The sequence below is a fragment of the Enterovirga rhinocerotis genome (assembly GCF_004363955.1).
GTDB classification, from domain to species: domain Bacteria; phylum Pseudomonadota; class Alphaproteobacteria; order Rhizobiales; family Beijerinckiaceae; genus Enterovirga; species Enterovirga rhinocerotis.
Map to the genome: position 1 here is coordinate 246,246 of NZ_SNZR01000016.1, position 25,751 is coordinate 271,996.

25 protein-coding genes are annotated in these 25,751 nt (G+C 70.3%); 7 read left to right on the forward strand and 18 right to left on the reverse strand.

What is annotated here, in order from left to right:
* Positions 1–37: 37 nt before the first annotated feature.
* Positions 38–1,309 carry an FAD-dependent oxidoreductase gene (locus EV668_RS21785; protein WP_245513345.1) on the forward strand — a complete coding sequence of 424 codons (1,272 nt, stop codon included), beginning with the start codon at positions 38–40 and terminating at the stop codon, positions 1,307–1,309.
* A 49-nt stretch (positions 1,310–1,358) separates the two neighbouring features.
* Here the strand turns inward: EV668_RS21785 and EV668_RS21790 are convergent, their stop codons facing one another.
* From EV668_RS21790 to exbB, 9 genes are all read right to left on the reverse strand, one after another.
* Positions 1,359–2,270: a sugar kinase gene (locus EV668_RS21790; RefSeq protein WP_133774136.1), complete on the reverse strand. Its 912-nt coding sequence runs from the start codon at positions 2,268–2,270 to the stop codon at positions 1,359–1,361.
* Positions 2,271–2,362: 92 nt separating this feature from the next.
* Positions 2,363–2,935, reverse strand: a complete 573-nt coding sequence (locus EV668_RS21795) for a Uma2 family endonuclease (protein ID WP_133774137.1) — start codon at positions 2,933–2,935, stop codon at positions 2,363–2,365.
* 36 nt (positions 2,936–2,971) lie between these two features.
* Positions 2,972–4,420: a homospermidine synthase gene (locus EV668_RS21800; RefSeq protein ID WP_133774139.1), complete on the reverse strand. Its 1,449-nt coding sequence runs from the start codon at positions 4,418–4,420 to the stop codon at positions 2,972–2,974.
* A gap of 333 nt (positions 4,421–4,753) precedes the next feature.
* Complete coding sequence (locus EV668_RS21805; RefSeq protein ID WP_133774141.1) at positions 4,754–5,686, reverse strand: metallophosphoesterase; 933 nt, start codon at positions 5,684–5,686, stop codon at positions 4,754–4,756.
* An 87-nt stretch (positions 5,687–5,773) separates the two neighbouring features.
* A complete protein-coding gene (locus EV668_RS21810; RefSeq protein ID WP_133774143.1) occupies positions 5,774–6,871 on the reverse strand; it encodes a TRAP transporter substrate-binding protein in 1,098 nt (365 codons plus the stop codon).
* A 90-nt stretch (positions 6,872–6,961) separates the two neighbouring features.
* Positions 6,962–7,873, reverse strand: coding sequence for a peptidylprolyl isomerase (locus tag EV668_RS21815; protein WP_133774145.1), 912 nt, complete (start codon positions 7,871–7,873; stop codon positions 6,962–6,964).
* Between the two features lie 117 nt (positions 7,874–7,990).
* Positions 7,991–8,797 carry an energy transducer TonB family protein gene (locus tag EV668_RS21820; protein ID WP_133774147.1) on the reverse strand — a complete coding sequence of 269 codons (807 nt, stop codon included), beginning with the start codon at positions 8,795–8,797 and terminating at the stop codon, positions 7,991–7,993.
* A gap of 11 nt (positions 8,798–8,808) precedes the next feature.
* Positions 8,809–9,303, reverse strand: a complete 495-nt coding sequence (gene exbD, locus EV668_RS21825; RefSeq protein WP_133774149.1) for a TonB system transport protein ExbD — start codon at positions 9,301–9,303, stop codon at positions 8,809–8,811.
* Between the two features lie 3 nt (positions 9,304–9,306).
* On the reverse strand, positions 9,307–9,993 hold the full coding sequence (exbB, locus tag EV668_RS21830; RefSeq protein WP_342636848.1) for a tonB-system energizer ExbB: 687 nt from the start codon (positions 9,991–9,993) through the stop codon (positions 9,307–9,309).
* Positions 9,994–10,941: 948 nt separating this feature from the next.
* On the opposite strand from exbB, the gene EV668_RS21835 reads away from it, so the two are divergent.
* Positions 10,942–11,640, forward strand: coding sequence for a Crp/Fnr family transcriptional regulator (locus EV668_RS21835; RefSeq protein WP_166652587.1), 699 nt, complete (start codon positions 10,942–10,944; stop codon positions 11,638–11,640).
* Positions 11,641–11,719: 79 nt separating this feature from the next.
* On the opposite strand, the gene EV668_RS25630 is transcribed toward EV668_RS21835, so the two are convergent.
* Positions 11,720–13,651 carry an OmpA family protein gene (locus tag EV668_RS25630; RefSeq protein WP_133774153.1) on the reverse strand — a complete coding sequence of 644 codons (1,932 nt, stop codon included), beginning with the start codon at positions 13,649–13,651 and terminating at the stop codon, positions 11,720–11,722.
* Between the two features lie 269 nt (positions 13,652–13,920).
* Between EV668_RS25630 and rfbC the strand changes: the two genes are divergently transcribed.
* The 3 genes from rfbC to rfbD all read left to right on the forward strand — a co-directional run bounded on the left by rfbC (position 13,921) and on the right by rfbD (position 16,650).
* Positions 13,921–14,481: a dTDP-4-dehydrorhamnose 3,5-epimerase gene (gene rfbC, locus EV668_RS21845; RefSeq protein ID WP_245513346.1), complete on the forward strand. Its 561-nt coding sequence runs from the start codon at positions 13,921–13,923 to the stop codon at positions 14,479–14,481.
* Between the two features lie 26 nt (positions 14,482–14,507).
* Positions 14,508–15,575: a dTDP-glucose 4,6-dehydratase gene (gene rfbB / locus EV668_RS21850; RefSeq protein ID WP_133774157.1), complete on the forward strand. Its 1,068-nt coding sequence runs from the start codon at positions 14,508–14,510 to the stop codon at positions 15,573–15,575.
* A 202-nt stretch (positions 15,576–15,777) separates the two neighbouring features.
* Positions 15,778–16,650: a dTDP-4-dehydrorhamnose reductase gene (rfbD, locus tag EV668_RS21855; protein ID WP_133774159.1), complete on the forward strand. Its 873-nt coding sequence runs from the start codon at positions 15,778–15,780 to the stop codon at positions 16,648–16,650.
* Positions 16,651–16,669: 19 nt separating this feature from the next.
* Here rfbD and EV668_RS21860 read toward each other — a convergent pair whose 3' ends face one another.
* Both EV668_RS21860 and EV668_RS21865 read right to left on the reverse strand, forming a co-directional pair.
* Entirely contained in the window at positions 16,670–16,969 is a 300-nt protein-coding gene (locus EV668_RS21860; protein WP_133774161.1) for a BrnA antitoxin family protein, read from the reverse strand.
* Positions 16,956–17,234, reverse strand: coding sequence for a BrnT family toxin (locus tag EV668_RS21865; RefSeq protein WP_133774163.1), 279 nt, complete (start codon positions 17,232–17,234; stop codon positions 16,956–16,958). Before EV668_RS21865 ends, EV668_RS21860 begins: the two co-directional genes overlap by 14 nt.
* A gap of 201 nt (positions 17,235–17,435) precedes the next feature.
* Here EV668_RS21865 and hisD point away from each other — a divergent pair, with 201 nt between their 5' ends.
* Together hisD and EV668_RS21875 are read left to right on the forward strand one after the other, a co-directional pair.
* On the forward strand, positions 17,436–18,743 hold the full coding sequence (gene hisD, locus EV668_RS21870; protein ID WP_133774165.1) for a histidinol dehydrogenase: 1,308 nt from the start codon (positions 17,436–17,438) through the stop codon (positions 18,741–18,743).
* A 100-nt stretch (positions 18,744–18,843) separates the two neighbouring features.
* Positions 18,844–19,806, forward strand: a complete 963-nt coding sequence (locus EV668_RS21875; RefSeq protein ID WP_245513347.1) for a GGDEF domain-containing protein — start codon at positions 18,844–18,846, stop codon at positions 19,804–19,806.
* Positions 19,807–19,840: 34 nt separating this feature from the next.
* Here the strand turns inward: EV668_RS21875 and EV668_RS21880 are convergent, their stop codons facing one another.
* The 6 genes from EV668_RS21880 to EV668_RS21905 form a co-directional block, all read right to left on the reverse strand.
* Positions 19,841–21,409: an FAD-dependent monooxygenase gene (locus EV668_RS21880; RefSeq protein ID WP_133774169.1), complete on the reverse strand. Its 1,569-nt coding sequence runs from the start codon at positions 21,407–21,409 to the stop codon at positions 19,841–19,843.
* 33 nt (positions 21,410–21,442) lie between these two features.
* On the reverse strand, positions 21,443–21,982 hold the full coding sequence (locus tag EV668_RS21885) for a hypothetical protein (RefSeq protein WP_133774171.1): 540 nt from the start codon (positions 21,980–21,982) through the stop codon (positions 21,443–21,445).
* Positions 21,983–22,081: 99 nt separating this feature from the next.
* Positions 22,082–22,774 carry a gamma-glutamylcyclotransferase gene (locus EV668_RS21890; RefSeq protein ID WP_245513348.1) on the reverse strand — a complete coding sequence of 231 codons (693 nt, stop codon included), beginning with the start codon at positions 22,772–22,774 and terminating at the stop codon, positions 22,082–22,084.
* Positions 22,775–22,932: 158 nt separating this feature from the next.
* The gene (locus EV668_RS21895) at positions 22,933–23,712 is read right to left on the reverse strand and encodes an ABC transporter ATP-binding protein (protein ID WP_133774173.1); all 780 of its coding nucleotides are present in this window, start codon (positions 23,710–23,712) and stop codon (positions 22,933–22,935) included.
* Positions 23,712–24,566 (reverse strand): ABC transporter permease, encoded by an 855-nt coding sequence (locus EV668_RS21900; protein WP_133774175.1) that lies wholly within the window; start codon positions 24,564–24,566, stop codon positions 23,712–23,714. Before EV668_RS21900 ends, EV668_RS21895 begins: the two co-directional genes overlap by 1 nt.
* A 55-nt stretch (positions 24,567–24,621) precedes the next feature.
* The gene (locus tag EV668_RS21905) at positions 24,622–25,596 is read right to left on the reverse strand and encodes an aliphatic sulfonate ABC transporter substrate-binding protein (RefSeq protein WP_133774176.1); all 975 of its coding nucleotides are present in this window, start codon (positions 25,594–25,596) and stop codon (positions 24,622–24,624) included.
* Positions 25,597–25,751 lie beyond the last annotated feature (155 nt).

Consider the following 25,751-nt stretch of genomic DNA (forward strand, 5'->3'; position numbering starts at 1 on the left):
CGGAATCGGTCTATGCGGGTCCGATGACGCCCCGCCCGTGCCCGCTCCGCTTCTCGCGGCCCGACGCCCCGCCTTCGGTCCGGTCGCGCCGCGTCTGATCATGCGCCGCTACGAGATCGCCGTCGCCGGCTGTGGGCCGGCAGGCCTGTCGGCCGCCCTGATGCTCGCGCGCGACGGCCATCGCGTCACGCTCTTCGAGCGCTTCGATGTCCCGCGGCCGATCGGCTCGGGCCTCATGATCCAGCCGACGGGCCTCGCGGTCCTGCGGACGATGGGGCTGGCCGAGCCGGTCCTCGCGGCCGGGGCGCGGATCGAGCGCCTGATCGGGGAGGCGCGGCCGTCGGGCCGCACGGTCCTCGACGTGCGCTACAGCGCCCTTGGCCCGAAGGCGGGCGCCGGGCTCGGCATCCACCGGGCGGCCCTGTTCTCGATCCTGCACGAGGCCGTCCTGGCGGGAGCGATCCCGATCGAGACGGGACGCACCATCGTCGCGGCCGAGCCGGGGAGCGACGGCCGCAGGCGGCTCCGGTTCGCGGACGGCACCGGCGCGGGGCCTTTCGATCTCGTCGTCGACGCGCTCGGCAGCAACACGCCGCTCGCGCCGAAGACGGGCGCGGCCCTGGCCTATGGCGCGCTCTGGGCGAGCCTCGACTGGCCTGACGGCGCCGGCTTCGATCCGGCGGCGCTCGCCCAGCGCTATGTGCGGGCGAGCGTCATGGTCGGCGTCCTGCCGATCGGGCGGCCTCCGGGAGCGGAAGGCGCGCAGGCCGCCTTCTTCTGGTCGATCCGGCTCGACCGGCTCGAGGCCTGGCGCCGGGCCGGGCTCGAGGCCTGGAAGGCCGAGGTCCTGACCCTCTGGCCCGAGACCGGCGCGCTGCTGGACCAGATCGCCGGGCCCGACCAACTCACCCCGGCGCGCTATCACCACCGCACGGTGGCGGCTCCGGCGCAGCCGGGCCTGATCCATCTCGGCGATGCGTGGCATTCGGCGAGCCCGCAGCTCGGCCAGGGCGCGAACATGGCGCTGATGGACGCCTTCGCGCTCGCCAAGGGGCTGCGCGAGACGGATGCCGTCGCGGATGGGCTCGAGCGGGCGGTGAGCGCGCGGCGCCGCCACGTGCGCCTGTACCAGGCGATGACGGCCCTGTTCACGCCCGTCTACCAGTCCGACAGCCGGGTGCTGCCGCTGCTGCGCGATCGCGTCGTCGGCCCGGCCTCCCGTCTCTGGCCGGCGACCGTGATCCAGGCCGCCATGGTGAGCGGGCTCGTCGGCTCGCCCCTGAAGCCGCTGGGGCTGGATCCCGGGTAGCCCCCTTCTCCACGCTGGACCCTGGCCTGGGCCGGGGTGAGCGGCAGGGTCAGGCCGCCTGCCGAACCTTTTCGGCGAAGCTGTCTCGCGCGCGCTCCACATCCGCGAGGCTCGGAATGCTCGCCTCGTTGCCGAGATGCTGGATGGCATGGCTCGAAGCGCCGCGGGCGAAGGCGAAATGCTCCGACCAGGGCAGTTCGGGACGCGCCATGGCGGAATACATGTAGGAGCCGTGGAAGATGTCGCCGGCCCCGTTCGTGTCGACCACGCGGCCCGCCGGCACGTCGAGGGCGGGCTGGTGCCGGCGCGTTCCGGTCTCGTCGTACCAGACCATCCCGTCGACCCCGAGCGTCACGCCGCCGATGGCGCAGCCCCGGCCGCGCAGATAGTCCAGCATCTCGGCCGGGGTCAGCTCCATCTGCTCGCAGAGCCGCTCCGCGACCACGGCGACGTCGATGAAGGCGAGGAGGTCGTGCGTGTTGGCGCGGAGGCCGCCGCCGTCGAGGGAGGTCAGGATGCCGGCCTCCCGGCAGGCCCGCGCGTAATGCATCGCGGCGTCGGGCTGGTGGCCGTCGAGATGGAGCCCCCGGCAGCCTTCGAGGTGGAGCGGGGGGACCGGATGCAGATACTCGTCGTCGCGGCAGCGCACGATGGCGCGCCGGCCGCCTTTCGGCATGATGAAGGAGAGCGAGGATTCCCGCACCTTCCGGTGATGGACCGAGATCCCGTATTTCGCCGCCATGTCGACGAACATGCGGCCCAGCCAATCGTCGGCGACCGAGGCGAGGAGATCCGGAGCGATGCCGAGCTTCGCGCAGCAGAACGCCGCCGTGACCGCGTTGCCGCCGAAGGAGATCGCATAATCCTGCGCGACCACCTTCTCGTCGCCGACGGGCAACGGCTCTTCGCCCGTGAGGAAGGTCACGTCGATATAGCTCTGGCCGATGAAGAGTGCGTCCATTCCATCCCTCGCTGATCCCTCCCTTTATGCCGGAGGGGGCGTTGGAAGGCCACGCCGGAGCGGGATGGGAGACGCGCCGAAGCCGCAGAACGTCAGATGAGCGGCCCGATGCCCTCGTAGATGTCGGCGAGGCGCAAGTCGCCGCCGAGTTCGGGCAGGGGCAGGATCGCCGCCGGGTCCTTGAGCACGGCATGGCGCCAGTCTGCCCCTTCACGCTGCCAGGCCTCGATCCTCGCCTCGTCCTGATAGACGACGAGGATCGTGCGCAGCGACGCGATGGTGCGGTAGAAATCGAGCTTGCGGCCGCGGTCGTTGCTCATGGTCGAGGGCGACAGCACCTCGGCGAGGAGGACCGGGTCCTTCGCATAGCCGCCCTCCACAGGCGGCCCGCACCGCACGACCACGTCGGGGATCGGCGCGTAATCGTCGATGTTCTCGTTGAGGAGGCCGAGGCCAGGCAGGACGCGGCATCCTCTCCGGGCGGCCAGCCCGTCGATCCGTCGCAGAAGATTCATGACCACCGTCTGATGGCGCTCCGTCTGCGGCGCCATCAGGACGGGCTCGCCGTCGAGCAACTCCCACCGCTCCTCGTCCGGGAACGGCCGGATCATCTCGATGAAATCGGCGACCGAGAGATGCGGTCGCTTGGCGAGGGCCTGGGACATGAGCTCAGCTCCGCCCAGACCCTAGCACGGAAGGGCCTAGACCCGCACCAGCGTGTTGCGGAGGGCCCAGGGCTCGTTCGGATCGATGTCCTCGGGGAAGAAGCCCGGCCGGTCGGTCAGCGGCGTCCAGTCCGTGTACTGGCCGATGACGGGGCCGAGATAGGGCATCTGCACCTCGAGGCAGCGGCGATAGTCGATATCGTCCGCCTCGACGATGCCGGCATCCGGGTTCTCGAGAGCCCAGACCATCCCGGCGAGCACGGCCGAGGTGACCTGGAGACCGGTTGCGTTCTGATAGGGTGCGATGCGCCGCGTCTCCTCGATCGAGAGCTGCGAGCCGTACCAATAGGCGTTCCGGTCGTGCCCGTAGAGCAGGACGCCGAGCTCATCGATGCCGTCGACGATCTCGTCCTCCTCGAGGATGTGCCAGGTCGGCTGCTGCACGCCCGCCTGGCCGAACATCTCGTGCAGCGACAGCACGGCGTCGTTGCAGGGATGATAGGCGTAATGGCAGGTCGGCCGGTAGGCGACGGTCCCGTCCTCGCCCCGCACCGTGAAGTAGTCGGAGATCGAGATCGATTCGTTGTGCGTGACGAGGAAGGCGTGCTGGGCCTTCGCGGTCGGCGTCCAGGAGCGGACGCGGGTGTCGGCGCCCGGCTGAAGCAGGAAGATCCCGGCCCCGCAGCCCTCCTTATGGCCGCGCGCATTCTCCGGCATCCACGGCTCGAAGGTGCCCCAGCCCATTTCCGCCGGCTGCAATCCTTCGGAGACGAAGCCCTCGACCGACCAGGTGTTCACGAAGACCTGCTGCGGCTTCGGGGTCTTGGCCCGCTGGGTGTCCCGCTCGGCGATGTGGATGCCCTTGACGCCGGCCTTCCGCATCAGGGCGGCCCAGCCTTCGCGGTCCGTCGGCTCGGGGCCGTCGATCCCGAGATCGGCCTTGAGGTTCACGAGCGCCTGCTTGACCAGCCAGGAGACCATGCCCGGATTGGCGCCGCAGCAATTGATCGCCGTCGTGCCGCCGGGATTGCGGCGCCGCGCGGCGAGCAGCGTCTCGCGCAGGGCGTAGTTGGTCCGCGCCTCGGGGCCGGCCGACTTGTCGAAGTAGAAGCCGAGCCAGGGCTCCATGACCGTGTCGACATAGAGCGAGCCGATCTCGCGGCAGAGCTCCATGATCGCGAGCGAGGAGACGTCGACCGAGAGGTTGACGCAGAAGCCCTGGCCGCCGCCGGCCGTCAGGAGGGGAGTCAGGAGCTCGCGGTAATTGTCGGGCGTCAGGCCCGCCTGGATGAAGCGAATGCCGCGCTCGTCGAGCAGCTTGCGGTTTGCATCGGACGGATCGATGACGACGAGGCGATCCTTGTCGTACTCGAAGTGCCGCTCGATCAGGGGCAACGTTCCGCGGCCGATCGATCCGAAGCCGATCATCACGATCGGACCGCTGATCTTGCCGTGCAAAGGCCAATCCCGCTGGCTTTGGCTCATTCTGGGTGACACTCCTGGGTCGGGAGGGGAAGAGGGCGCAAGGTCGCGCCGGACGCATGCTCTGCCGAAGCGAGCGTTGTGCGTCCCCGTCTCATGGGATCGCGCGCGCGCCGGGTCAACTCCCGCCCTTGCCGCAGGGGTGGGAGCGCGACGATGTCCGCGCAAGAAAAGGCCGGCGACGGAGAACCCGCGCCGGCCAAGAGGCATCCAGAAACTGACGACAGGAAACCTCAGCGCGGCGGCGCTGTCGAGCGCAAGGTTCACAGGTGGTTAACGCCTGAGCCGGCGTGCGAGCGGCAGCACCCGATCCCGCGCTGCGGGCACGAGCTGCCATCAGGCGCCCGCGCGAAGCTTGAAGCTGCGCGATTCCTCGCGGCCGAAACCCTTGAGGTCGAGCCGATCGCCCTGGATCTCGACGATCGAGAAGGCCGTCGTGTCGGGCGTCTCGACCATGCCCTTGAGGTTCACGAAGTGGATGCCGGCCCGCTCGCCGTAATTGCCGACGTGGTTGTGGCCGCAGAAATAGGCGAGCACGTTGTCGTGGCCCGCCAGAAGCTCGACGAAGTCCTGCCAGCCCCACATATTGTGCTCGTTCGCCGGATAGACCGGGTAATGGCCGAACACGACGACCCGTTCGCCCTTGGTCTTGGCATCGGCGAGCGTCGTCTTGAGATAGGTGATCTGCTCTTCGCTCATGCCGCCGTTCCAGCGCTTGGCGTTGATCGCGCCGTCGCGGGTGAGGCGGTCGAGCGTCTCCTGGGCCAGCTTGTGCTTGTCCGAACCGGGTGCGTTGGCGAAGAGCGAGACGTCGTTCCCGTCGACGACGATGAAGCGGAGCCCGCCGGCCGCGAAGTCGTAATACGGCTTCTTCAGCCCCGTCGCGCGATGCACGGAGCCCAGCCAGTCGGCGCCGACCTCGTAGTCGTGGTTGCCGAGCACGAGCACGTTCGGGTGCCGCAGCCGGTCATAGATCGGCAGGATGTGCGAGAAGCTTTCCCAGTGCCGGTCGATGATGTCGCCGAGCGTGACGCAGAATTGCAGATCGGCCTTGTTCAGCTCGGCGATGGCGGCGTCGAGCTTCCAGAGCGAATTGCCGTAGAACCGCGTCCGGCGCGGGGCGACCGGGGCGTATTGCGGGTCGGCGATCGCGCCGAAGCGGACGGCCGGCGCGCCGCTCGTCTGCGCCCGCGCCGTCCCGAACCCCATCAACGGCGCGACCAGGGCCGCCCCGGCCGCACCTTGCATCAGACCCCGCCGCGTCGCCATCGCATCGCTCCCGCCGTGTCGTCACGGCGGGAGTTAGTGCGTCCATGCGACAGGGGCATGTCGGCGAAGGGCTGCGCCGCCCGTCCCTCAGCGGCCGGAGGTCGCGACCCGCGAGCGGATCATGTAGTTGTCGAAGGTGTATTCGGCGACCTGGAACCAGAGATATTCCTCGTTCCGGAAGGAGCGCAGGCTGTCGTACATCTTCTTGAAGTCGGGGTTCTTCGCCGAGAGATCGTCGTAGATCTCGTTCGAGGCCTTGAAGGCCGCGTCCAGGATCTCCTGGCTGAAGGGGCGCAACTGCGCACCGGCCGCCACCAGCCGACGAAGGGCCGCGGGGTTGCGGGCGTCGTATTTCGCCGTCAGCTCCATGCCCGCATGCGAGGCGGCGACCTTGGCGATTTCCTTGTAGCTCTTCGGCAGGGCTTCCCACTTCTCCTTGCCGATCCAGAAATGGACGTTCGGTGCGCCCTCCCAGAAGCCCGGATAATAGTAGAACGGCGCGACCTTGGCGAAGCCGAGCTTCTCGTCGTCATAGGGCCCGACCCATTCGGCCGCGTCGATCGTGCCGCGCTCCAGGGCCGGATAGATGTCGCCGCCCGGAATCTGCGTCGGCACCGCGCCGAGCTTGGCGAGGACCTGCCCGGCGAGGCCGGCGATGCGGAATTTCAGGCCCTGGAGGTCCTGGAGCGTCTTGATCTCCTTGCGGAACCAGCCGCCCATCTGCGTGCCGGTATTGCCGCCGGGGATCGTGTAGACGTTGAACTTCGCGACGTAGTCGTTGATCAGGTCCTGGCCGCCGCCGACATGCATCCAGGCGAGGCGCTGGCGGACATTCATCATGAAGGGAACGTCGGCCATGAGGGCGAGGGTCGGATCCTTGCCGACATAGTAGTAGCCGGGGCCGTGGATCATCTCGACGGTGCCGTTCGAGACGGCGTCGAGCGCCTGCGGCATCCCGACGATCTCACCCGCCGCGAAGGGCTGGATCTGGAACTTGCCGTCCGTCGTCTCGGACACGATGCGGGCGAAGGTTTCGGAGGCGCCGTAGAGGGTGTCGAGTGATTTCGGGAAGGTCGAGGACAGTCGCCAGCGGATTTCCGGCGAGGATTGCGCAATGGCCGGAGCGGCGACCGCGCTCGCGGCCAGCCCCAGCGCCCCGGCTTTCAGGACGTGACGACGTTCCATGGACGTTCCCTCGTTTCGCCCCGGCTTTTCCGGGGTCCGACGAGAGGCTGTTGCATGAAACGACGTCCGCGCGAAGATGTCGCCGTCTGATTACTTCGGCTGAGACGGTGCGGGCGGTGTGCCGCCTGCCGGCTTGTCGAGGCGCTCGATCTTGCCGCTCTTGCGCAGGCCGAGGACCACGTCCTGCTGGGCCCGGCGGGTGAGATACTGGTCGATCTGCTCGCGCATCTCCTCGAAGGTCGGAACGGGCTTGGTCCGCCGCTCCAGGACCTGGATGACGTGCCAGCCGAACTGGCTCTTCACCGGCTCGGAGATCTCGTTGGGCTTCATCTTGAAGGCTGCTTCGGCGAAGGGCGCGACCATGCGTTCCTTCGTGAAGAAGCCGAGATCGCCGCCATCCTTCTTGGAGCCGGGATCCGTCGACAGCTCGTCGGCCACCTTGGCGAAATCCTCGCCGCCCTTGACGCGGGCATAGGCCTTCTTCGCCTCGTCCTCGTCCTCGACCAGGATGTGGCGGGCGCGCACCTCCTCCTCGGGCTTCATCTGCTTGGCGGTCTCTTCGTAGAGCTTGCGCGCGGCCTCGGGCGTCGCCGCGGCTTTCGTCTGATCCTCGATGTAATCGTCGACCAGCAGCTTCTGGCGCAGATAGGCGAGGCGCTTCTTGAACGCATCCGTCTCGCCGATCTTCTTCGCCTCGGCGGCCTTGGCGCCGAGCTTCAGATCGATCACGTAGCCGATGAGGATCTCGCGCTTCTGGGCCGGATCTGTGCCGGGCAGGGCGAGGGCGGGATCCTCGGCCGCGATGGCGAGATCGCCCTCGGTCACGGGCTCTCCGTCGACCCGCGCGATCACCGTGTTCGGATCGACCTTGGCCGGCGCTGCGGCGGGGGCCGGCGCCGCGGCCGGGGCCTTGGCCGGCGACTGCGCCGAGACGGGGCCGGCGAGCGCGGCGGCGAGCGCGACGAGGCCGGCGCGCGACAGGAGGGACAGGCTGAGAGACATCCGTGAGGTCCTGGGAAGAGGGCCGGTCGGAGCCCGGCGATCAGGCCCCACTGCCGCAGCCGCAGCCGAACTGCAAGCGGAGCCGCGGCCGCGGCGGGAAATGCCGCGCGCTGCCGATCAGCCCCTGGCGCCCTTGAAGTGGACCGGCAGGGTGAAGGTCAGGCCCTCGTCGGCCATGACCGGGGGAGGCGCCGGCAGCGGGTCGGCGCGGCGCAGCATCGCGAGGGCGGCCTCGTCGAAGGCGGCCTCTCCGGAGCTCTTCACGACGCTCGAGGTGATGAGCTTGCCGGTGCGGTCGATCGTGAAGGAGACCGTGACCTCCTGCAGGCTGTGCTTGGCGCCGCCCGGATAGCGCTTGTTGCGGTCGAGATGGCGGCTCAGCCGCCGATGCCAGGTGGCGACGACACGGCTCGTGCTGGATCCGGTTCCCTGGACGGGCGCGGTGGATTTCGGCGCCTCGGACGCCTTGTCGATCGTGGGCGGGGCGGTGGCCTCGGCGGCGACCGATTCCTGCGAGGCGGTCGAGGGGCGCGCCGTCGGGGTCGGCTCCTCCTCCTCCTTCGGCTTCTCCGGCGTGTCGGTCGTCACGACGCGGTCCGGGTCGTCGCTTTCGACCGGGGTGTCCTGCGGCAGGTTGGTCTTCTCGGTCACGGCCGTCTGCTCGACCTGGGCCGTCGAGGCTTCCGAGGCCTCCGATTCCGGCCCCGGCGGCAGGTCCGTCTGGTCGTTCCGGGTCGAGGTCAGCTCGATGCCGATCTCGATGGCCGGCGCACCGTCCTCGTCGTCCGCCTCGACCGAGTTCATGTCGCGGACGGCGGCGGCGATGGCGGCGGCGTGGATACCGAGCGCCAGCAGGAAGGCTCCGGCCCAGAGGACAGCGGTCCGGCTGCGGCGCCGATTATAGGCGGTGGATGGCTCGGCCATGGGGTCGACCCTCAGGGAGCGGGTTTCGCGGCAGGCGGCGACGCGGGGGGCGCGGCGCCTGCCGGCGTCGCGGCGGCTTCGGGCACGCCTTCCAGCGCGACCAGAGCGACCTTCAGATAGCCTCCCGCACGCAGGACTTCGAGGACGCTCATGAGCTCGCCGTAGGGCACCGCCTTGTCGGCACGCAGGAAGATGCGACGATCTTTCGCGCCGGTGCCCGAGCGGTCGAGGTCCCGCACGAGGTCGACCCGCTTCACCGGGGTCTCGCCGAGATGGACCGCGAGATCGGACTTGATGCTGACGTAGATCGGCTTGTCCGGCTTCTTCGTCGGCTGCGCTGTCGAGGTCGGCAGGTCGATCGGCAGGTCGACCGTCGAGAGCGGCGCGGCGACCATGAAGATGATCAGGAGCACCAGCATGACGTCGATGAACGGCGTCACGTTGATCTCGTGGGCTTCGGCGAAATCGTCGTCGTCGCCGGAGCCTTCGCCGAGGGACGCGCCCATGCCCTACTCCGCCGCGTGGGCGCGTGAGGACTGCGCCCCCCGAGCCCGGTCGAGATCGCGCGACAGGATGCGGCCGACGGCTCCGGCCGCCCGGCCGACCCCGTCGAGATAGCCCTTCGTCGAGCGGGCGAAGTGGTTGTAGACGATCACCGCCGGAATGGCCGCGACGAGGCCGATCGCGGTCGCGAGCAGGGCCTCGGCGATGCCGGGCGCGACGACCGCGAGATTGGTCGTCTGCGACTTCGCGATGCCGATGAAGCTGTTCATGATGCCCCAGACCGTGCCGAACAGGCCGACGAAGGGCGAGGTCGAGCCGATCGTGGCGAGCAGGCCCATGCCGCGGCGGATGAGCCGGCCTTCCGTCTTCTGGACCTCGCCGAAGCGGGAGGCGACGCGCTCCTTGAGCCCCGCCTCGCCCTGGACGTCGGAGGAGAGCCGCACCTCCTGCGCCGCCTGCTGGACGAGGATCGCGGTCACGTCGCGCCGCTTGCCCATCATGAGCTGGGCTTCGGGCAGCGTCCTGCACTCCTCGAGGCCTTTGATCGCCTTTTTCAGCCGCGCCTGGGCGAGGGCGAGCTCCGCCAACTTGCCGAGGAAGATCGTCCAGGTCAGCACCGAGGCGAAGGCGAGGCCGACCATGACCGCCTTCACGACGATGTCGGCATCCATGAACATGGACCAGGCCGACAATTCGCCTGAATGCTTCGTGGGCGCGATCGGCCGCGCCGCTTCGGAGGCGGGTGCCGCTGCGGCCGGTGCCGCAGGCTCCGCAGGGCTCGCCGGCGCCGCTACCGACGGCTCGGCTGCGGGCGGAGAGGAGGGCGCGGGCGAACCCTGTGCGGATCCGCCGCCGAGGGGCGCCGCTGCCGGCTGCGGAGCCGCGTCAGGGGCGGAGGGGAGCGGTGCGGCAGGATAAGGTGTCGCGGGAGACGGCGCGGCGGGCGTGGGTGCGGCCGTGCCGGCGGGCGCCCCTGCGGGATCGGGCGAGGCCGGTGCCTGCGCCATGGCCGAGGAGGCCGCGAGCCAGAGGCCCGCTGCAACGAGCGAGGAGAGAACAGAGATCAGGCGGCGTTTGGGGACTGTCGGCAAGCGACCGGTCGCGGGACGAGCGCGCGGCCCGCTGCAGTTTCGGATGTCGGTCGATGATGGAGGCAACTCGCTCATAGTCCCGCCTGATGCGCCGCGCCAATCCGCAGCCATCGCATTCGTGAGCCCAAGGGCGCGACTTACTCTCTCCACAATACTTGCGTCAAATCCGATTGTGCGCCGCGCCAAAGGCTCGCAGTGCGGCTCAACTATTGTTTGGAACAAGTTTAAACTGGAAAATAGCCACCCGGACTTGCGCTAATGCGCCGATGACCTGGGCCTCGTTGGCCCGGCGGCGAGCCGGCGCGCACTCCCCGTCGCGGGCGGTCCATGATGCATCCGCCCGCATCCTCGCGGCACGTCGTCGATGGGCTCGAGGGGCGTCGGCAGCATCCGCCATTCGGACGGGAACCTCGGCCCTCCGGCCTCGTTCGTATCCGCCCGGCGCTCGGTCGAACGTCTTCTGTGCCAATGCGTTGGAAACTTAACAAAGTTGAGGGCTCAGGCATGCCGACATCCCTATCCAACGGCCCCTTGGGTACGGATTCCGACATGGCCGAGCTACACGTGCGCAATCAGCTTCTCGCCGCTCTCGCACGGGAGGAGCGGGACGGCCTGCTCGCCGCGTCGAACCTCGTCCATTTCGGTTCTGGCGAAGTGCTGCACGAGTCCGGCCGACCGATCGAGCAGGTCTATTTCGTGGAGAGCAGCCTCCTCTCCTGCCTGTCGGGCCGGGCGGGACGCGATCAGATCGAGGTTGCCATGATCGGACGTGACGGCATGGCTGGCATCTCCGTCGCGCTGGGGGTGGCCGAGACGCCGTTCCGCATCGTCGCCCAGCGCTCCGGAGCGGCCTATCGCTGCCCGGCGCAGGCGTTCATCCGCATCCTCGACGAGAGCGCATCCGTCCGGATGACGATCCTGCGTTATGCGCAGATCTTCACGGCCCAGATCGCCGAGACCGGGCGCGCCAATGCGCGCCAGACGGTCGAGGCGCGCCTCGCACGCTGGCTGCTGATGGCGCATGACCGGATCGACGGCAACGAGATCATGCTGACCCACGAGAGCCTCGCGCACATGCTCGGCGTCCGCCGCCCGGGCGTCACGGTCGCGCTTCACGTGTTGGAGGGGGGCCGCATGATCCGCTCGCGCCGGGGGTCGATCGAGATCCTGGATCGCGCCAAGCTGGAAGATGCGGCCCAGGGTTCCTACGGCGTTCCCGAGGCCGAGTATCGGCGCCTGATCGGCTGACCGGTCCGCGCCCCGAACGAGGGCGCGGTCCGTTCCATCGATGCCGGCCGGGCGCCTCGAGGGGCGCCCGACCGGTCGTTCAGCGGCGCGGCGCCGGAGCCGGAGCCGGCGCGCCGCCGCCCTCCAGCAGGGGCGTGATGCGACGGAGCGTGACGCGGCGGTTGGCGCGCTCGGCTCCGCCCGTCTGGACCTTGAGCTGCTGGCTGCCATAGCCCTGGGTGGTCAGGTTCTCCGGCGGGACGCCGAACTGGTCCTGCAGGGCGACCGCGACCGATTCCGCCCTGCGATCCGAGAGCGAGAGGTTGTCCTCGTCGCTGCCGACCGCGTCGGTATGTCCCTCGACCAGGAACACCTCCTTCGGATCACGCTGGATCGCCGCCTTCAGCGCGCGGGCGATGACCTCGAGGCGAGCGACCTCGTTGGGGCCGAGCTGCCAGGAGCCGGTCTCGAAGGTCACCGTGTCGACGTCGACGCGCGGCATCCGCGCCCGGACGTCCGGGCTGTAGCGAACCTCGTCCAGCGTATAGCGCCGCTGCAGCCGCTCGACGGGAGGCGCGGTCAGGGCGCCGTAGACGTCGTCGTAGCCCGCTCCTTCCATGTCGACGATGTAGCGCTCGCGCGGGATCGACATGACCGGCGGCGGCAGCGGCACGAAATAGCCGCCGGGCCGCGCCGGGCCGCGCGGACGGTTGTCGATGATGATCACCTCGCGGCCGTCCGGCCCCCGGCGGGAGCGCCGGATGAGCCGCCCGCTGTCATCCACATAGGTCACGATCGAATAGCCGCCCGGCCGCTGCGTGTAATAGACCGTCTCGCGGCCGCGCCGCTCGAAACGGTCGCCGGGTCCCCGCCGGAAGCGGTCGTAATCGTCGTTGCGGATGATGGTCCGGCCACCCTCGCGGATGATGGTCCGGCCTCCCGGCTCCCGGATGATGGTGCGGTCTCCCTCCCGGCTCTCGCGCCGGTCGCGCCGCAGATCGTCGATGCCGCGCGGCGCGGGCCGCGTGTCGCGCGCATCGCGGTCACGCGGATCACGGTCCCTTGGATCACGGTCCCTCGGATCGCGGTCACGGCCATCGCGGTCCCGCGGGTCGCGGTCACGGCCGTCACGGTCGCGCGGATCACGGTCGCGGGGGTCGCGGTCGCGGGGATCGCGCCGGTCGCGATCCGTCTCGGGCCGTGTGTCCCGAGGATCGCGTGTCTCGGGCCGGCGGTCGCGGTCGTCCCTCGCACCCGGACGGCCGTCCCGATCGTCCCGCGTCCCGGGGCGGGGATCCCGGCGGTCATCCGTCCCGCGGACAGGCGGCGCCTCGGGCTTCTGGGTCGGCGGGGCCGGTCGCGTGTCGGGCCGGTCGGGCTGCGTCCCGCGGACAGGCGGCGCCTCGGGCTTCTGCGTCGGTGCGACCGGTCGGGTCTCGGGCCGCTCGGGCTGAGCGCCGCCACGGGCAGGTGGTGCCTCGGGCTTCGCTCCCGGCGATGTCGGGCGCGGCTCGGGCCGCTCGGGTCGCTCGGGTTGCGTCGCGCGCGGCGGGGTCTCCGGCTTCTGGGTCGGTGCCGTCGGGCGCGGTTGAGGCCGTTCGGGCTGAGCTGCCCGGGGGGGCGCTTCGGGCTTCTGCACGGGCGGCGTCTGACGGGGCTCCGGCCGTTCGGGCTGAGGGCGGGTGGGCGCCTGGCGAGGTTCGGGCCTCTCCGGCTGCGCCGCGCGGGCAGCCGGCGCCTCCGGGCGGGGGGCGCGCGGCTCGGGCCGCGGTTCGGGACGTTGGGCGGGCGCTGCCCGGGGTTCCGCCCGCTCGGGCTGGGCGGCGCGGGGCGGGGCGTCGGGACGCTGCGCGGGGGCCTGGCGCGGCTCCGGACGTTCGCGGCGCGGCTCGGGGCGATCCTCGCCCGCGCGGGGCGCCGGCTGCGCGAAAGCGGGCATCGCGGCCAGGACCATGGCGGGCAGGACGCTGCCGGCCAGCAGGCTGCGCCGGAGGTTCGAGCGGATGGTCGACGGGAGTCGGTTCGTGATCATGGTCTCGCTTTCTGCTTCGCGGACCCCTCGACACGGCCATGCGGAGATGTCGAAGACGTCCGGAAGGGTTGGCCGATCGGACGGGATCCTAGGAAACCTCGATGAACCTCGGCTGTCCGGAACGTTCGGGGTTCCGTTCGGTTTCAGCTTGGCCGTTGCGGCACCCGCTCGGGGCCTGCGGGCCGCCGCACCGGAGGCGCGACGCCAAGGCCCCCTTGGCGGAGCCTTGTGCTTCGCCTAGACCTCCGCGCATCGCGGAGATCGCTCGATTGTCGTCAGTCGTCCTGCTGAAGCCCCGCCGGTTCGCCGATCCACGCGGCTGGTTCATGGAAACCTATAGCCGGCGCGCCCTCGCCGAACGCGGCATCGACGTCGAGTTCGTGCAGGACAACCATTCGCTGTCGCGGCCTGCGGGGACCCTGCGGGGACTGCATTTCCAGACCCCCCCGCACGCGCAGGGCAAGCTCGTGCGCTGCACCGCCGGGCGGATCATGGATTACGCGCTCGACGTCCGGCAGGGCTCGCCGACCTATGGCCGCTTCCTCGCCGCCGAGCTCTCGGCCGAGAACGGGCACCAGCTCTGGGTCCCGGCGGGCTTCGCCCATGCCTTCGTCACGCTCGAGGCCGACAGCGAGGTCGTCTACAAGGTGACCGATTACTACGCGCCCGATTGCGACGGCGGCATCCGCTTCGAGGGCGCCGGGATCGACTGGCCTTTGCCGGGTGTCGATCCCGTCCTGTCGGACAAGGACCGCGCGCTGCCGACGCTCGCGGATTTCGACAGCCCCTTCCCCTATGACGGGCATCCGCTGCCCGACCGGCTCGATTGAAACCGGCCGACCGGTAAGGAGACCGCATGACGTCCCGTATCCTCGTCACCGGCGGCGCCGGCTTCATCGGCTCGGCCCTCGTGCGCCACCTCGTCCGGGAGAGCTCCTATCGGGTGCTGAACCTCGACAAGCTGACCTATGCCGGCACGCTCACCTCCGTCGAGGAGGTCTCGGGCGATCCGCGCTATTCCTTCGTGCAGGCCGATATCTGCGATGCCGACGCGCTGGCGCGGATCTTCGGCGAATTCGATCCGGACATCGTCGTCCATCTCGCCGCCGAGAGCCATGTCGACCGCTCGATCGACGGGCCGGACGCCTTCATCGAGACCAACATCGTCGGCACCTACCGCATGCTGCGGGCCGCGACGGCGCATTGGAAGACGCTCAGCCCCGAGCGCCGCGACGCCTTCCGCTTCCACCACGTCTCGACCGACGAGGTCTTCGGCTCGCTGGGCGCCGAGGGCTTCTTCGTCGAGACGACGCCCTACGACCCGCGCTCGCCCTATTCGGCCTCGAAGGCGGGCTCCGACCATCTCGTGCGGGCCTGGCACCACACATATGGCCTGCCGGTCGTCGCGACGAACTGCTCGAACAATTACGGGCCGTATCATTTCCCCGAGAAGCTGATCCCGCTGGTGATCCTGAAGGCGCTGGCCGGCGAGACCCTGCCCGTCTACGGCACCGGCGAGAACGTCCGCGACTGGCTCTTCGTCGAGGACCATGTCCGCGCCATCCGCCGGGTCTTCGAGGCCGGAAAGCCGGGCGAGACCTACAATGTCGGCGGCAATGCCGAGCGCACCAATCTCGAGGTCGTCAAGACCCTCTGCGCCGTGCTCGACGAGCTCCGCCCGCGCGCCGGCGGCGGCTCCTATGCCGAGCAGATCGGCTTCGTCGCCGACCGGCCGGGCCACGACCTGCGCTACGCCATCGACGCGACGAAGCTGCGCGACGAACTCGGCTGGGAGCCGCGCGAGAGCTTCGACACCGGAATCCGCAAGACGGTCGCGTGGTATCTCGCCAACGAACCCTGGTGGCGCGCCATCCAGGCCGGCCAGTACGGCGGCGAGCGCCTCGGCCTCAAGGCCGCCGGCTGAGACGGCCCACCCTCCCCTGGAGGGGGAGGGTCGGACCGCAGGTCCGGGGTGGGGTGATGCGGGGTCTCCGCATCAAAGACGATGGCGATGAGGACAGGTGGCTTCACCCACCCCGCCGGCTTCGCCGTCGCCCCCCTCCAGGAGAGGGTGAGGAGCCGGGCCTGCCACGATGTGTGACCCGATCGAACAGAGGGGCTTGACCATGGACATCCTGGTGACGGGCGGAACGGGGCAGGTCGGGATCGAGTTGCTGCGGCAATCCTGGCCCGACGGCGTGCGGCTTCACGCGCCCGGCCGCGACGAACTCGACCTCGCCGATCCGACTTCCGTGGCGCGCGTCGCGGCGGCACGCCCCTGGGCGGCGATCATCTCGTCCGGAGCCTACACGGCGGTCGACAAGGCGGAGAGCGACGTCGCGGCCGCCTGGGCGGCGAACGCCCTCGCCCCGGCCATCCTCGCCAAGGCGGCGGCCGAGGCCGGCGCGCCGATCCTGCACCTGTCGACCGACTACGTCTTCGCGGGCGACAAGCCGGAGCCCTATGTCGAGGACGATCCGGTGGGGCCGATCAGCGTCTACGGAGCCTCGAAGGAGGGCGGCGAGCAGGCCGTGCGGACGGCCAATCCGCGACACGCGATCCTGCGGACGGCCTGGGTCGTCTCCCCGCACCGCAGCAACTTCCTGCGCACCATGCTGCGCCTCGCGGGCGACCGTGACGAGCTCCGCGTCGTCGCCGACCAGCAGGGCTGCCCGACCTTCGCGGCCGATCTCGCGGCGGCGAGCCGCACCATCGTCCTGCGCCAGATCGCCGAGCCGGACGCGCCCTCCGGCACCTTCCACTTCGTGGGCGAGGGCGATGCGACCTGGGCCGGCTTCGCCGAGGCCATCATGGCCGCCTCCGCGGCCCGCGGCGGCCCCTCCGCCCGGATCGTGCCGATCACCACGGCCGAATACCCGACGCCGGCCCGCCGCCCCGCCAATTCCCGCCTGTCGACGGAGAAGCTGCGCGCGGCCTACGGGATCGTGCCGCCGCCATGGCGGGACTCGCTGGAGGTCGCGATCGCAGCGCTGGGGTGAGACCGTCGCGGCCGGCCGTTTAGAGACCTGCCGCCTTGCGCAGGATGTCGTCGACGCGTGTCTGCCAACCGCGGCCCGACTTGCGGTAGTGCTCGGCGACGTCGGCCGACAGGCGGATGCCGACGGCGACTTTCGTGGGCGCCTTCTGCTTGCCCCGCGTCCGCCTGATCGAGGCGGCTAGATCCGGGAAGACCTCGGCGAAGGGCTTGGCCGCGGCGAAATCCTCGGCCGTCCATTCGGGGCTGTCTTCGACCTCGGCGAGGTCTTCGTCCGTGTAGCCTTGCGCCTTGTCGGGGGCAGCCTTCTCAGCGTTGCTCATAGAGAGCCCTTTCTTTCGTACTCGCGGGCCGGACGCTGACGAGGCCGATGGCCTCGCTGCCCAGCGGCGAGAACACGACCACGACGATACCGTGGGCCGCCATCGGGCCGATCGCCATGATCCGGACACGGCCGGTGACGCGGCTCGGATAGGTCGGGACGATCAGCGCCGCATCGAAGTCGAAATCCGTCGCCACATCGTTCTGGTCGATGTGGTGGCGCGCGAGGTTCGCGAGCCGCTTGGGTTCGTCGATCACGAAGATCATTCGTATCGTCTATACGATAAGCGTGCAACGTCAACCTGGCGCCTCGATTGCCAAGCTCCGGGCGGCGTCGAAATCCTCCGCTCCATTCACGGCCGGCGCGACCGACAGCGACTGCTGTAACCTCGTCGCCCGCCTTCACGCCTCGCCCGCCCCAATGCTAGAGCGACGTGAACCGGCCCGCGGGCCGAACGGGAGGATCGAATGGCGCGTTGGCTGAAGCGGGGACGCGAGGCGGCCGTGGTGGCGGAGCAGGATGCCGCCGTCCGGGCGACGGTCGAGGGCATCCTCGACGATATCGTCAAGCGCGGCGACGAGGCCGTGCGCGAGTACTCGGCGAAGTTCGACCGCTGGGAGCGGGACGATTACCGCCTCTCGCGCGACGAGATCGACGCCTGCGTCGCGCAGCTCTCGAAGCGGGACCTCGAGGACATCAGGTTCGCCCAGGCCCAGGTGCGGAACTTCGCCCAGGTCCAGAAGGACGCCCTGCGCGACGTCGAGGTGGAGACGCTGCCGGGGATCGTCCTCGGCCACAAGAACATCCCCGTGAACGCGGTCGGCTGCTACGTGCCGGGCGGCAAGTACCCGCTCCTCGCCTCGGCCCACATGTCGGTCGTGACCGCCAAGGTCGCGGGGGTGAAGCGGATCGTGACCTGCGCGCCGCCCTTCGAGGGCAAGCCCGCGGCCGCCATCGTCGCGGCCCAGCACCTCGCCGGCGCGGACGAGATCTACTGCATGGGCGGCGTGCAGGCCGTCGGCGCCATGGCGCTCGGCACGGCCTCGATCGCGCCCGTGGACATGCTGGTCGGGCCCGGCAACGCCTATGTGGCGGAAGCGAAGCGCCAGCTCTTCGGCCGGGTCGGGATCGACCTCCTTGCCGGCCCGACCGAGACGCTCGTGATCGCCGACGATTCGGTCGACGGCGAGATCTGCGCGACCGACCTTCTCGGCCAGGCCGAACACGGCCCGACCTCGCCCGCGATCCTGCTGACGAATTCCGAGAGCCTCGCCCGCGACACGATGGCCGAGATCGAGCGCCTGCTCGGCATCCTGCCGACCGCAGCCGTCGCGCGGAAGGCGTGGGAGGATTGCGGCGAGGTGATCGTCTGCGAGGACCAGGACGAGATGGTGCGCGAGGCCGACCGCATCGCCTCCGAGCACGTCCAGGTCATGACCCGCCACCCGGATTACTTCCTCGACCGGATGACGAATTACGGCGCGCTGTTCCTCGGCCCGCGCACCAACGTCTCCTACGGCGACAAGGTCATCGGCACGAACCACACCCTGCCGACGCAGAAGGGCGCGCGCTATACCGGCGGCCTCTGGGTCGGCAAGTTCCTGAAGACCTGCACCTACCAGCGCGTCCTGACCGACGAGGCCTCGGCGAAGATCGGCGAGGTCTGCTCGCGGCTGTGCATGCTGGAGGGCTTCGTCGGCCATGCCGAACAGGCCAATGTCCGCGTGCGCCGCTACGGCCGCAAGAACGTGCCCTACGGGGCGGCGGCGGAATAGGGGACCCGCAGATCGAGCGTGCGGCGGAAACGTCGGGTTAGGAGATGGGCACATAGACACGCGGCATGCGCCTCACGTTCCAAGAGCCGATCGAGACCCCGTGACGTCCGGTGGCGATCCCGCTTCCGCGGAGCGGCGCGCATCCCTCTACGACCGGGCGTCGCGGCTCGCCCGTTTCGGTGCGTGGGAATGCGATCTCGCCACCGAGCGGCTGACATGGACGGCGGGCGTCCATGCCATCTTCGATTACCCCACCGACCTGCCGCTCGAGCGGCGGGCGACCCTCGGCTTCTATCTCGACGAATCCCGGCGGGACATGGAGCGCATGCGCGCCGAGGCGATCCGGAGCGGCCAGGGCTTCGTCATCGACGCTCGGATCAGGACCTATCGCGGCGAGGATCGCTGGATGCGGCTCTCGGTCGAGGCGGAGATCGAGGGCGGCCGGGTCGTCCGCATCTTCGGCGGCAAGCAGGACATCACGGCGGATCGGGCGGCGCTGGAGCGCTTCAAGGCGATGGCGGAGCGCGACGCTCTGACCGGCCTGCCCAATCGCGCGGTCTTCGATGCGCGCTACAAGGCCGTCGTGGACGACACGCTCCATCACGGCTTCGTCTCAGCGCTCCTCCTGATCGATCTCGACCGTTTCAAGCCGATCAACGACAGGTTCGGGCATCTCGCCGGCGATGCGTGCCTGTGCGAGACCGCGATGCGGCTTCGCCGCGTGCTGGGCGGCGTGCCGGGAGGGGCGTCGCTCATCGCGCGCATCGGCGGCGACGAATTTGCCGTCCTGCTGCCGGCGCCGCTCGGGCGCGCCCGGATCGGACGCATCCTCGATCGGGCGGCGGCCGAGTTGCGGCGTCCCTTCGTCTGGAACGGGATCCGCCTCGATATGGCCTGCTCGATCGGCGTGACGCTCGTTTCCCCCCTGGCCGGCCGCCGGGCCACGGCGCTGTTCGCGGAGGCGGATTCGGCGCTCTACGCGGCGAAGGCGGCGGGCCCGAACAGCATTGCCTTCTTCGGAGAAGAGGCGACCCCACTCCGGGATCGCCTGCGCGCCGGCTGAGACGCGCCGCACCGCCAGCGGGCGGCGCTCGCGATCAGTCCGCCGGCATCGCTCGGGCCCGAATTCCCTCATCGCGCCAGGAGCGCCCTCGCCAGGCGATGTGCCCGTCGGGACGGATCAGGTAGGCCGCGCGCCCGCTGCCATAGGCGGACGCGAAGGCGCCGCCGGCATCCGACACGAAGAGGGGCTCGGGCCGGAGCGAGGGCGTGACGACGACGATGCGGACGGCCCGGCCCCGCTCCGCCTCGGCGGCCCAGGCGACGATCTCGTCGTGCTCGGCTGCCGCGACATCCGCTCCCGTCTGCACCAGCACGACGTCGTCCGTGCCGCGCAGGAGGTCGAAGAGCCGGAGCGGGAAGCCGATGCCGTGGCGCCGGAGTCCGCCGGCATCGGGCGCGCGGTCGCCGGCCCGGGGGCCGGGCGCATCCGGATCGCCCTCGTCCGACACGAAGGGCGTGCCGCGATAGGTGATGTCGACCTGCGAATCGGCGGCTCGGCTCGGCGATCCGCCGCCTTCGCGGCCATAGGATTCGCTCGCCGCCTGGGTCCGCGCGACGACGGCGGCCCCGACCGGCCGGCGCTCGGCCTCGTAGCTGTCGAGCAGGGCGGCCGGCGCCTCGCCGCGGAGGACGCGGGCGAGCTTCCAGGCGAGGTTGTAGGCGTCGCCGATCCCCGTATTCATCCCCTGCCCGCCGGTCGGCGGGTGGATATGCGCCGCGTCGCCCGCGATGAAGGCGCGGCCGACGCGGTAGTTTGCGGCGAGCCTCATGCTGATCCGGTAGAGCGAGGACCAGCGCAGGTCCGACAGGCGCGGCCTCTCGGGAACGAGATCGTCGGCCACGGCCTGGAGGTCGGTGAGGGACGGGCCCGGCAGCTCGTCCTGGATGCCGTGATCGGAGCCGCCCGAAGCGGAGCCCGCGGGCGCCAGCATCGAGACGCGGTAGCGGCCCTTCTCCGGCAGCGGGATGGCGATGAACATGTCGGGCGGGCCGCCTTCGACGAGCCGCAGCGCGCGCAGGGCCATTCCGTAGGGCAGGTCCCAGTCGATCCGCACATCGCCCAGCATGAAGGGCCAGGGATAGGCCTCGCCTTCGAAACCGATGGAGAGCGCGTGGCGCACGGCGCTGTGAGCCCCGTCGCAGCCGACGACATAGCGGAACCGGGCGGTCTCGCTCGCGCCCTCCGGTCCCGACAGCGTGACCGAGACCCCCTCGTCGTCCTGGCGAAGCCCGGACAGCGCCACGCCGCGCTCGACGGCGATGCCGAGCCGCGCGAGGTGGCGCGTCAGGATCCGCTCGGTCTCGTATTGCGGCAGCCCGAGTTCGGCATAGGGGAGGCCGAGATCGGGCTTCATCGCGTCGCGGGCCGCACCGCCGACGATCGAGCGCAGGCCCGTCAGCCACAGCCCGGCCTCCGTCATGTCGCGCGCGACGCCCATGTCCTCGAAGATCTCGAGCGTGCGCGGGGTGACGCCGATGGCGCGGCAATAGGGCGAGGGGCTCGGCGCCCGGTCTATGATCCGCGGGCGCGCGCCGTGCCGGGCGAGTTCCGCGGCGAGGGTCAGCCCCACGGGGCCGGCGCCGACGACGAGCACCTCGGACATGTTCCCCTCCTTACGGAGCCGCCGCGCTCCTGCTCAGGGCCGCGGCTCCCGCGATGCGCGCATCGTGTATTTGTAGGCCCAGACCAGCGCGAGCACGGTCGCGACGATGTCGAGCCGCTGTGGGATCTGCGGCAGGTAGATCATCGCGGCATCGGCCGCGACGAGGACGGCGAAGGCGGCGGCCCAGACGAGGGTGATGCGCCGGTTCGTCTCCATGAAGCCGGCCGATTGCCACCGCTCGGCGGGCACGCTCTCGCGGGCATATTGGAGCGTGAAGGGCTGTCCGATCGCGAGCGAGGCCAGCACGATCGCGAGAAGACCGCCATCGACGACGAGGCGCACCGCCGGGATGGTCCAAACCGTCCCCGTCGCGGCCGTGTACAGCGCGAGCGCGCCGAACAGCAGCATCGTGCCGAGTTCGAGGATCTTGAGGGACCGGCCGAGGATCAGGCGGTCGCGCAAGATGAGCAGGCAGGCCGCCGCCGCGCCGGCCCACATCCCCGCCTGGGGATAGCCGACATGGAGAAGGACGGCGAAGACGGCGAAGGGGGAGAAGCTGACGAGGAGGTTCACGGGCAGGTTTCTCCCGAATACGCGCTGCCGAGGCCCGGGCGGTATCGCATCCGGTCCTTCGCACGGACCGGCCCGGCGTGGGAGAGCCTTCTCGCCGGCTCAGTCGCGCGTGATCGCGCGCGCGATCCGCTCCAGGGCGGCGTCGCGGAGGCCGAAGGCCTGGAGCGAGGCGACCGTCCGGTCGAAGTAATCGAGGCAGGAGCCGAGTTCGCCGCTCGCACGGCGGATGCGCTCGGCCGCCTCGGCCTCGTCCATGAAGCCGATATAGCGGGCATGGTCCGGGTTCACGACGAAGGTGACGGCCCGCACGGGACCCGCCTCGGTCGCCACCCTGACCCAGCGCGCGAGATAGGAGCCGGACAGCATCTCGCGCCGCCAGACCAGACGGAGCTCGTCGCGCGCCTGCTGGGCGGCGATCCGGAAGGCCATGCCGCGGCAGGCTCCCCCGCGATCGAGGGCGAGCATGAGGCCCGGGCAATCGGGCGAGCCCCGCCCGCGCGTCAGGTTCAGGCAGAAGCGGCGGTGCCAGCCCCGGATCGTGCCGAGCCGCTGCTCGTCGTAGAGGAAGGCGGGGTTCCACATCAGCGAGCCGTACCCGAACACCCAGAGATCCTCGCCCTGAGCATGGCCCGCGAGGGCCTCGTCCAGGGAGGCCTCGATCTCCTCGTCGGAGCGGATCGGGAAGTCGGGTGCGGCGCGCTTGCGGATCGCCGCGAGATGGGCGCCGCTGAGCAGCCGCTCGCGCGTGATCACGAATCCCTCGCGCCCCGTCTGCGATCCGCCGTCGCTCACGCTGCCCGCTCCCTCTGCCGCCTGCGCGCCATACATGTCCCGCGCCAAGAATAATCTTCTATGGGCGCGGGGGCGGGCGAATGCGAGGCTTAAGACCCGCGTGCGGGGCGGATCGGCCGTGAGGCGGGGTCAGGGCCGGCGGCGGGAGCGGCGCGGGCTCACCACCAGAGGGCGGCCCCGGTCGCATCCTGCGCGGCCGCCTCGGGCGCCTTGAGCGAGCGGTCGAGACTCGCCAGCAGGCGCCGGGTCGCGTCCTCGAAGGCATGGGACGAGCGCTCCCGCGGCCGGGCGAGGCCGAGCGGCACCTCGTCGTCGATCCGGCCCGGTTTCGGCCGCATCACGAAGGCCCGGTCGGCGAGCGCCGCGGCCTCGCCGACATCGTGCGTCACGAGGACGACCATCGGCCGGCTCTCCGCCCACAGGCCGAGCAGATGCTCGTGCAGGCTGGCGCGCGTGAAGGCGTCGAGCGCCGAGAAGGGCTCGTCGAGGAGGAGCAGCTTCGGTTCGGTGACGAAGGCGCGGGCGATCGCGACGCGCTGCTGCTGGCCGCCGGACAGCTCCTTCGGCCAGCGTGCCGCATGGCCGGCGAGCCCGACCTTCTCGAGGGCATGGGCGATCCGCCCCTTCGCCTCGGCCGAGCTCCGGTCCGCGAGGCCGAAGCCGACATTCTGCGCCACGGTGAGCCAGGGCAGGAGGCGCGGCTCCTGGAAGACGATGCCGACGCTCGGGTGCGGCTCGGTGATCGGCACCCCGTCGAGGGTGATGCCGCCGCGGCTCGCGACGTCGAGTCCGGCGAGGAGCCGCAGGAGGGTCGTCTTGCCGCAGCCCGATCCGCCGATCAGCGCCACGATCTCGGATTCGGCCACGGTGAGCGTGATGTCGGAGAGCGCGACGGTGCCGTCGGCATAGGTCTTCGACAGGCGATCGAGAGAGAGCATCAGAGGCGGTCCCGATGCGTGTCCTGCCAGCGCACGAGCGGGCCGGTGAGCGCCACGAGCACCGAATCGGCGAGCTTGCCGAGCAGCGCGAAGGCGATGATGGCGGCCAGGATCTGGTCCGGCTTGCCGAGCTGCTGGCCGTCGACCAGGAGGTAGCCGAGGCCTTCGGAGGCGCCCATGAACTCGGCCGCCACCACGAACATGAAGCCGAGCCCGAGGCCCGAGCGCAGGGCGGTGACGAGTTCCGGCAGGACGGCGGGCAGGAGAATGCGCCGGGCGAGGGCCGGCGGCGACAGCCGGAAGACGCGGCCGACCTCGACGAGCTTGCGGTCGACCGACAGGATGCCCCCCATCACGCCGAGATAGACCGGGAAGAAGACGCCGACCGCGATCAGCGCCACCTTCGACGCCTCGAAGATGCCGAACCAGAGGATGAAGAGCGGCACCCAGGCGATCGAGGGGATGGCCCGAAGGGCCTGCAGGGTCGGATCGCCGAGGCGACGGACGAGCGGGCTCGCGCCCGACAGGACCCCGAGGACGATTCCCGCCGCCGCGCCGAGCCCGAAGCCGACGGCGACGCGCCAGCCGGTGGCCCAGACATGCGTCCAGAGTTCGCCGCTGGCGGCCAGCGCCCAGAGGGTGGCGAGGATCCGGCTCGGCGGCGGCATCAGCCTCCCGCTCGCGAGGCCGAGGCTCACCGCCGCTTCCCAGCCGAGCGCGAGCAGGAGGGGGAGCACGAGGCCGATCGGCCAGAGCAACCGACGCGTCGGGGCGACGCGCCGGGTCCTCGGCGGGTCGGCCGCGGGCGCGGCTCCAGCGGCGAGTGCAACTCCCTGTTCCAACACCGTCGTCATCCCGAGATGGCTCGGGCCGCCGGTGTCCGAGGACGCTCCGGCGGCCGGGCGGGCATCAATTCGTCGTCGTCGCGGCGAGGTAGCTCGGATCGATCAGCGCATCGACGGTCGCCTTCACGTCCACCTTGGCGTCGACGACGCCCGCGGCCTGGAGGGCGATGCCGGCCGCGAGGATCGAGTCGCGCTGCGGGGCGCCGATGACGCTGTGGGTGAGCTCGGTGCGCTGGTCGATCTGGCGGTCGACCACCGGGGCCGGCAGCTTGGTGACGCTGGCGAAGATGCGCTTCAGCTCGGCCGGATGGTCGAGCGACCAGCGCCGCGCCTCCTCGTAGACGCCCAGCACCTTGCGCACGATCTCGGGGTTCGCCTTGGCGAAGTCCTCCCGCACGTTGAGGATGCCCCAGGTATTGGCCTCGGGCTTGCGGAAGAACAGCACCGCGCCGCCTTCGACCTCCGCCGCGGCCATCATCGGGTCGAGGCCCGCCCAGGCATCGACATCGCCGCGCTCGAGCGCGAGGCGCCCGTCCGCGTGCTGGAGGAGGACCAGCCTGACGTCCTTCTCGGTCAGCTTCGCGTCGGCGAGGGCGCGCACGAGGAAGATGTGCGGATCGGTGCCGCGGGTGACGGCGACCCGCTTGCCCTTGAGGTCCTCGACCTTGGTGACCCCCGTGTCCTTGCGCGTGACGAGCGCGGTCCATTCGGGGCGCGAATAGACGTAGATCGACTTGATCGGGTTGCCGTTGATCTTCGCCACCAGGGCGGCCGATCCGGCCGTCGAGCCGAAATCGATCGAGCCTGCATTCAGGAATTCCAGCGCCTTGTTGGAGCCGGCCGCCTGCACCCAGCGGATGGTGATGCCGTCCTTCTCGAAGGCCTTCTCCAGGAGCTTCTGGTCCTTGAGGACGAGGCTGACCGGGTTATAGGTCGCGAAATCGATCCGGATTTCCTTCGGGGCCTGCGCGACGGCCGAGCCGCCCGCCATGGCGAGGCCGGCGGCAATCCACAAAACAGAACGGCGTATTAGGGTCATCGCACAATCTCCTGCCGGGAATTTCATCCCCGACAAAGAACAGATCGTTCGTTTTGTCAAACGCTCCTGCCGCGCGACGGGCTGCCGATTAGAACACATAAAGACATCTTTATATGTTGATTGCCTCGGCCCTGGGCCGGTGCTATAGGCCGCGC